General features: G+C 69.6%; 6 protein-coding genes. 4 read left to right on the top strand and 2 right to left on the bottom strand.

The annotated features are described in order from the left end of the window. Positions 1-1,311, top strand: a 1,311-nt coding sequence (locus OOT08_RS17095; protein ID WP_325094050.1) for an ATP-binding cassette domain-containing protein, incomplete at its 5' end; no start/stop codon positions are given. An 81-nt stretch (positions 1,312-1,392) separates the two neighbouring features. On the opposite strand, the gene OOT08_RS17090 is transcribed toward OOT08_RS17095, so the two are convergent. After that, positions 1,393-2,790: a hypothetical protein gene (locus OOT08_RS17090; RefSeq protein WP_325094049.1), complete on the bottom strand. Its 1,398-nt coding sequence runs from the start codon at positions 2,788-2,790 to the stop codon at positions 1,393-1,395. 199 nt (positions 2,791-2,989) lie between these two features. Here OOT08_RS17090 and OOT08_RS17085 point away from each other — a divergent pair, with 199 nt between their 5' ends. Together OOT08_RS17085 and OOT08_RS17080 are read left to right on the top strand one after the other, a co-directional pair. Further along, positions 2,990-3,463 (top strand): carboxymuconolactone decarboxylase family protein, encoded by a 474-nt coding sequence (locus tag OOT08_RS17085; protein ID WP_325094047.1) that lies wholly within the window; start codon positions 2,990-2,992, stop codon positions 3,461-3,463. Between the two features lie 55 nt (positions 3,464-3,518). Continuing rightward, the gene (locus tag OOT08_RS17080) at positions 3,519-3,875 is read left to right on the top strand and encodes a GNAT family N-acetyltransferase (RefSeq protein ID WP_325094046.1); all 357 of its coding nucleotides are present in this window, start codon (positions 3,519-3,521) and stop codon (positions 3,873-3,875) included. 90 nt (positions 3,876-3,965) lie between these two features. Here OOT08_RS17080 and ectB read toward each other — a convergent pair whose 3' ends face one another. Further along, complete coding sequence (gene ectB, locus OOT08_RS17075; protein WP_325094045.1) at positions 3,966-5,228, bottom strand: diaminobutyrate--2-oxoglutarate transaminase; 1,263 nt, start codon at positions 5,226-5,228, stop codon at positions 3,966-3,968. 377 nt (positions 5,229-5,605) lie between these two features. Between ectB and OOT08_RS17070 the strand changes: the two genes are divergently transcribed. Further along, positions 5,606-6,367, top strand: a 762-nt coding sequence (locus tag OOT08_RS17070; RefSeq protein ID WP_325094043.1) for a hypothetical protein, incomplete at its 3' end; no start/stop codon positions are given.

Here is a 6,367-nt window from a genome sequence, read left to right as displayed (position 1 = left end):
AAGCTGTCCTGGTTCACCGCCGAGCATCGCGCCGAGGTGACCGCGGCCTCGGGCCGTGCGATCCCCGCGCTCATGGGGGTGCCCGCGCACCAGTTGCAGACGCTGATCCTCGCCCCGCTCGTCCCCCTCCTGCTGGTCGGGGTGATCGGCGCGGTGCTCGGGGCCGCCCCGGCCCTGTTCGTGGCGGGGGTGCTCGTCGTCGCGCTGGCGGCGCAGATTGCCTCGCAGCGGTGGCTGTCGGGGGTGGACACGGCCAGGCATCGGGCGGAGTCCGCGAGCACGGCGGCGACCCTGGAGCTGGTCGAGCACCGGGAGCTCCTGCGGGCGACCGCCGGGCCGAGCCGTTCCCTGGACCGGGCGGAGCTGGCCTGGGCCGAGCAGGAGCGGGCGATGGCGCGGACGAACCGGGCGGCGGCCCCCGCGACCCTGGTGTCGGGGCTGGCGAGCGCGCTCCCGCTGGCCGGGGCGCTCGTGTTTCTCCTCGTCTCCGGGGGGTTCGCCGAGCCCGCGGCGGCCCTGGCGCTGCTGGTGCTCACGATCCGGGCCGGTGCCCCGCTCGACGATGTGGCGCTCAGCGGCATCGCCGTGACCGAGGTGCGCGCGCACCTGGGCGCGTACCGGGCGGTGGCCGCCGCGCCCGCGCTGCCCCAGCCCGCCGTGGCGGGGCCCGAGCCGCTCGGGAACGGCTTCGACATCGAGTCGCTCCGCCGGGCTCCCGCGCTCGACGGGCTCAGCGCACGCATTCCCCCGGGCTCCCGGGTGCTCATCACCGGCCCGAGCGGCTCGGGCAAGAGCACCCTCCTCGGCCTGCTGCTGCGCTTCGACGACCCGGATGCCGGTCGCATCACGCTGGGCGGGGTGCCGCTCCCCGAGCTGAGCGAGGAGCAGCTGACCTCGCGCTTCGCCTTCGTGCCGCAGGATCCTGTGGTGTTCAGCGGCACGCTCGCCGAGAACCTGCGCATCGGCCGCCCGGACGCGGCCGAGGACGAGCTGCGCCACGCGGCCCGGCTCGCCCAGCTCGGCGCGCTGCTGGAGCGCGATCCACGCGGCATCCACCAGCCCGTCGGCCCCCACGGGCAGGCGCTTTCAGGGGGCGAGCGGCAGCGGGTCGCGATCGCGCGGGCGATCCTGAAGCGCGCGCCGGTGCTCGTCCTCGACGAGGCGACCTCCGCGCTCGACGCGGACACGGAACGGCGCATCGCGGCAGCGCTCAGGGAGCTCGACGCCACCATGATTGTGGTCACCCACCGCGACGCCGGGCTCTGGCACCCCGACCGAACGATCGAGCTGAGGGGCGGGTCCGCCGCATGACCGGCCCGGGGCTGAGCCCCGGCTCCGCGTCTCCCGGTCTTGATCGTTTCCCGGGCCAAGCGGCTCGACGATACGGCTCGCTCAGGGCCTTCGTCGGCACAGAACACAAGCCGCGATGCCTGCCATGAGCACAGTAACCAGTGCGAGTGTGTCCGCTCCGTTGCGCTCGGCCGGGGGAACCGCGAGCACCACGTGCGAGGGCATCGTGGATACGGCAGTTTCCGGAGGGTCATCCGAGACGGCAAGCGCCTGGGCCGTACCCCGGTCGTACTGCCCCAGCCGGCGAATGTCAGCATCGAGGAGTTGCTGTAGCCGCCTCCGTGCCAGGTGCCAGCCCGCTTGCTTCAAGGACCCTTTCGGCCAAGGCACCCCCAAGACAACAAGCGGGATCCCGACCACGAGCCCGAACAGCACCCACACCGTACCGCCCGCGCTGAGCAGGTGCGAAGCCACCAGCCACCACACCACTCCGTACAGCAGGAACCCAAGAACGAGGCAGGCAATCAGAAGACCAAACTTGGCTCGCCACAGGCCAAGCCCTGGGACAGAATCCGTCCCGGGCTTCGACGCAGTCGGCATCGCGCTCAGGTGGGACCAGACACCCGTCCACGTCAGCCAAACCAGGGCGCACACCCCTGAGCAAACGGTCAAGGACGCGCTCAGGAGCGGCGTCCGTTGTGCTTCAGGCAAGCCTGCCGATACCCAGGACGTGAGCGACAGCGACAGGACGAGGGCGAGCGCTGTCAAGGCGAGCGCGTGAACAACCGCTTGTCTGTGGGTGAGCTCATTGCGCGTTCCTTTCCATGGCGAGACCTTATTCACCGCTTCATTTTCGTTCTGAATGCGCTGCCACAAGCGCTCCCGCTCACCCTCAAGCACTGTCTCGTCGGCGCGCGGCCACATCTCAACAGCCCGCGCGAGCACGTGCCCCAGCACCAGAAACCCGATGCTCAGCGCACCGAGGAAGAACGTATCGAGCACGCTGGAGAGTAACGACACGGTGCTCTCGGAAAGTGCGGTGTTCCCTCCCCACGCCTCCAGGCTGCGCTCCAGTTCTGCCAGGAGCACGGGAGTGAGTATCGTTCCGAGCGCGACGAATGCCGCCCCGGTCATGGCAAGCAACAGCAGCCAACGGAGAACGTCCAAAATCGCGGACAGTTTCGGCGGCGACAGGGGTGCTTCGTTCCGGTAACCCACGATAGTGACGGCGGTCACCGCTGCCGCGATCAGGGCAAACACGATGCCCAGGATGGGAATACCCCGGGCAGTCAGAAACTCGGTGGCTGCCGTCACCACGACCCAGAGCACACCGCCGGGTTCCGCGTTCACCGCGAGCGCAACGAAAAACAGCATCACCGCCCAGAGCAGAGTGGCGAGAATGATCGGCACTGGGGTGGGAAACATCCGACGCTCGGATTCCTCGAGCTCGTAGGGAGGGTCTGCCAGGATGGTTTTTATGTCAGGAGGGTGAGGGGTCATCGCCTCAGTCTGACCGCTGCAACCGACAATACAATCCCCGTTTCTTTGCGGGTGGGAACGCGTGCATGAAAACGCTGTGCCTGCGGAGCACCTCAGAGAACCCATTGCCGGGTACGCCCCCAGGGTATTCTGGCAGCAGGTGCCCTGCTCGATCTGGGGCTCGTGTTGACACCGCACTTACCGATCATCGAGGAGAAGCATGCGACTGTTCCTGGACAAGATTGCCCCGGAGGCCTGGGCCGATGCGGAGCGTTTTTCCGCCGCTGTGAAGCGGACCACCGCGGAGTCGGGGCTGAGAGATCAGGAGGCCGAACTCATCAAGGTGCGTGCCTCGCAACTGAACGGCTGCGTCTTCTGCCTGGACCTGCACGCCAGGCAGGCCCGGCAGGCCGGCGTGACCCAGCAGCAGCTCGACGTGCTCGCCGCCTGGCGCGACGCCCCCATCTATTCCGAGCGGGAGCGCGCAGCGCTCGCCGTGGCCGAGGCGGCGACCGTGTTACCGCTGACCGAGGACAGCCGAGCGGACCTCTTCGCCGCGCACGCCGTGCTCGGCGAGCAGGACTTCGTCGCCGCCGAGTGGGTCGCGGCGGCCATCAACCTGTTCAACCGGGTCTCGATCCTGAGCGAGCACCCGATCCAGGCCCGCGACGCCGCCGGGAAGGTCGTGCGCTGACGCGGCGTTGTTGTCAAGGCACCGTTTTTCGCCACACCCCGAAGAAGGAGACCGTATGACCGAGAACCGTTTTTCCGTTGAGCACCGCCCGGCCGAGCACCGCTACGTCATCCTGGACACCGCGGCCGAGGGCGGGCCCGCCGTCGCCGGCGAGGAATCCTATGTCGACGTGACCGGGGCCGACGGGCGACGAGACCGCGTGCTGTTCCACACCGGCGTCGAGGACGCCTACGGCGGGCAGGGCCTTGCCGGTCAGCTCGTGCGTTTCGCGGTGGAGGACACGATCCACGCCGGACTCCGGGTTGCCCCGGTGTGCCCCTACGTCGTCTCCTGGTTGGAGAAGCACCCCGGTTTTGCGGAGCACACGGTCCCGGCCGGACCTCGGCACCTGCGCGCCGTGCAGCGCGGCTGAGCGCGGCTCGGGCCGAGCCGCCCGGAGACGGCCGTGGCCGCGGCGCGCACGGGGCGGGCCGCGGCCACGGGTCGATCGTGTCCGGCTCGGTTATGCGCCGACGGCGCGCAGCGACTCCCGGACGATGTCGAGGCCCGCGTCCAGCTCCTCGGCGGAGATGGTGAGCGCCGGCAGGAACTTCAGCACCTCGTCCAGTCCGCCTGAGGTCTCGATGACGAGGCCGCGCTCGAAGGCGGCCGCGGAGACGGCCCCCGCGAGCTCGGGGCGGCTGACGGAGGACAGCCCGTAGATGAGACCGCGGCCGCGCACCGTGAACCCGGCGTCCGGGAACTCCCCGGCAATGCCCTCCAGGGCGACCCGGAGCTGCTCGGAGCGCTCCGCGATCTGCTCGGTGAAGGCGTCGTCCGCCCAGAACAGCTCCAGGGCGGCGCGGGCGCTGACAAAGGCGAGGCTGTTGCCGCGGAACGTGCCGGTGTGTGCGCCGGGCTCCCAGACATCCACCTCGGGGCGGAGCAGGAGCAGCGACATCGGCAGGCCCGACGCCGAGATCGACTTCGACACCGTGACGAGGTCGGGCACGATGCCCGACTCCTCGAAGCTGAAGAACGCGCCCGTGCGGCCGACGCCCGCCTGGATGTCGTCGATGATGAGCAGGATGCCGTGCGCGGCGGTCAGCTCGCGCAGGCGGCGCAGCCACTCGGGGCTCGCGACGTTGATGCCGCCCTCGCCCTGCACGGCCTCCACGATCACGGCGGCGGGCAGGTCCAGGCCGGAGCCGGGGTCGCCGAGCATCTTCTCAAAGAGGTCGAGGGTGTCGAAGCCCGCGCCGAGGTAGCCGTCGTAGGGCAGGCGGGTGATGCCGCCGAGGTCGATGCCGCCCGCGCGGCGGTACTTGGCGTTCCCGGTTGCGGCGAGCGCGCCCAGGCTCAGGCCGTGGAAGCCGTTCGTGAACGCGACCACGTTCGAGCGGCCCGTGGCCTGGCGGGCGACCTTGAGGGCCGCCTCGACCGCGTTCGCGCCGGTGGGGCCGGTGAACTGGAGCTTGTAGTCGTAGCCGCGGGGTTCCAGGATGAACCGCTCGAAGGCCTCAATGAAGTCGCGCTTGGCCCCCGTGGCCATGTCGAGCCCGTGCAGGATACCGCCGCCGCGCAGGTAGTCCACGAGGGGCTCGGTCAGCTTCGGGTTGTTGTGGCCGTAGTTGAGCACCCCGGCCCCGGCAAAGAAGTCCAGGTAGTCGCGGCCGTCGGCCGTGGTCAGCACGGAGCCGCTCGCGCGCTCGAAGAGGACGGGGAAGGATCGGATGTACCCGCGAACCTCGGATTCCCGTCGGTCGAAGGCCTCAAGCTCACTCATGTGTGTTCCCCAGTTCGTCGCTGACGGCCGCGCCGGGCTGGTCTGCCCCGGCGCTGGCCGGTGTCTCGGCCGGCGGTTGCGCGGCCGCCCCGGCTTCTGGTGTGCGCCGGGATCCTCCCCAGGATACCGGGAGGGGCGGGTTCCCCGGGCAAGCCGCCCCGGGAATCGAGCAACGGCGGCCGCTGGCGCGGGCTGGCCGCCGACCCTGGCCTGCTGCGCGGGAACGGGGGTGCGCCGGGCGTCCCCGCGGGATGCCGTACAGCATTGTGCCGGAAAGAACCTCCCCGATAAGCTGCTGCCCACACACCATTCTGACCCACAGCACGCGCAGGAACCTCGCGCTCATCCCGAGGCCATCCGCGCCAAGGAGAGGAAGCATGGCCGTATCACTGACCGGGAAGCTCGCAGCCCTGACGGCGCTGTCCATGATGTTCGGGGGCATGCTCCTCGGGGCGCAGCCCGCGGCATCGCAGGCGCTCGCCCCCGAAGGGCCCCAGCCGAACGCCGAAGAAAACCTGGAACCCTGCCAGATGTGGCAGGTGACCGTGCAGTTCGAATACACCCACGAGGGCTCACTCAAGAAGATCCAGTGTTTCAGCCACGACAAAGGCGACTACATCGATTACTCCGAATACATGGTGCCCCCCGCGGGCTTCGTCATCTCCCCGGAGTGGGATGGCTCGCTGGTCGTGGATCCGAACAGCATCGGCCTCTATCCCAATGTCATTCCCGTGGTGCCGCTGAGCTACGCCGTGGACGTCTCCTACGTGTTCTCCGGCGATGAGATCGATCGGCAATCCTTCCCGAATCTCGCCCCCGGCTCGGTCATTGCGGAGCCCCAGCTCGAGGTGCCCGCGGGGTACCTGCTCGCGGAGCCCTTCGCTCCGCACGAGGTGACGGGCAACGCCACGCTCACCGTCGAGCTGGTGCGCGCCTTCTACGACGTCACCATCACGTACACCGAGGATGGCGACCGCGTCGGCTCGCAGGCCTTCACCGGGCTGTCCCTCGGCACCGTCCTCACCGCGTCCGAGCTGACGATTCCCGCGGGGTACGAGCTCGCCGAGCCCTTTGCCGACCACACGGTCTCGGGGCACGCCGATCTCGAGGTTCCGCTCATCAAGCAGGAGACCAGCCCC

The organism is Leucobacter sp. M11 (assembly GCF_035726885.1).
In the GTDB taxonomy this organism is placed as follows: Bacteria; Actinomycetota; Actinomycetes; order Actinomycetales; family Microbacteriaceae; genus JAPFRB01.
The sequence above is the reverse complement of the archived record's forward strand: the minus strand, read 5'-3'. Positions and strand labels throughout refer to the sequence as shown.

Bases quoted from the DNA above. Each gene is read 5' to 3' on its own strand.
- OOT08_RS17080 (WP_325094046.1), top strand. From the start codon at position 3,519: ATGACCGAGAACCGTTTTTCCGTTGAGCACCGCCCGGCCGAGCACCGC.
- OOT08_RS17085 (WP_325094047.1), top strand. From the start codon at position 2,990: ATGCGACTGTTCCTGGACAAGATTGCCCCGGAGGCCTGGGCCGATGCG.
- ectB (WP_325094045.1), bottom strand. From the start codon at position 5,228: ATGAGTGAGCTTGAGGCCTTCGACCGACGGGAATCCGAGGTTCGCGGG.
- OOT08_RS17090 (WP_325094049.1), bottom strand. From the start codon at position 2,790: ATGACCCCTCACCCTCCTGACATAAAAACCATCCTGGCAGACCCTCCC.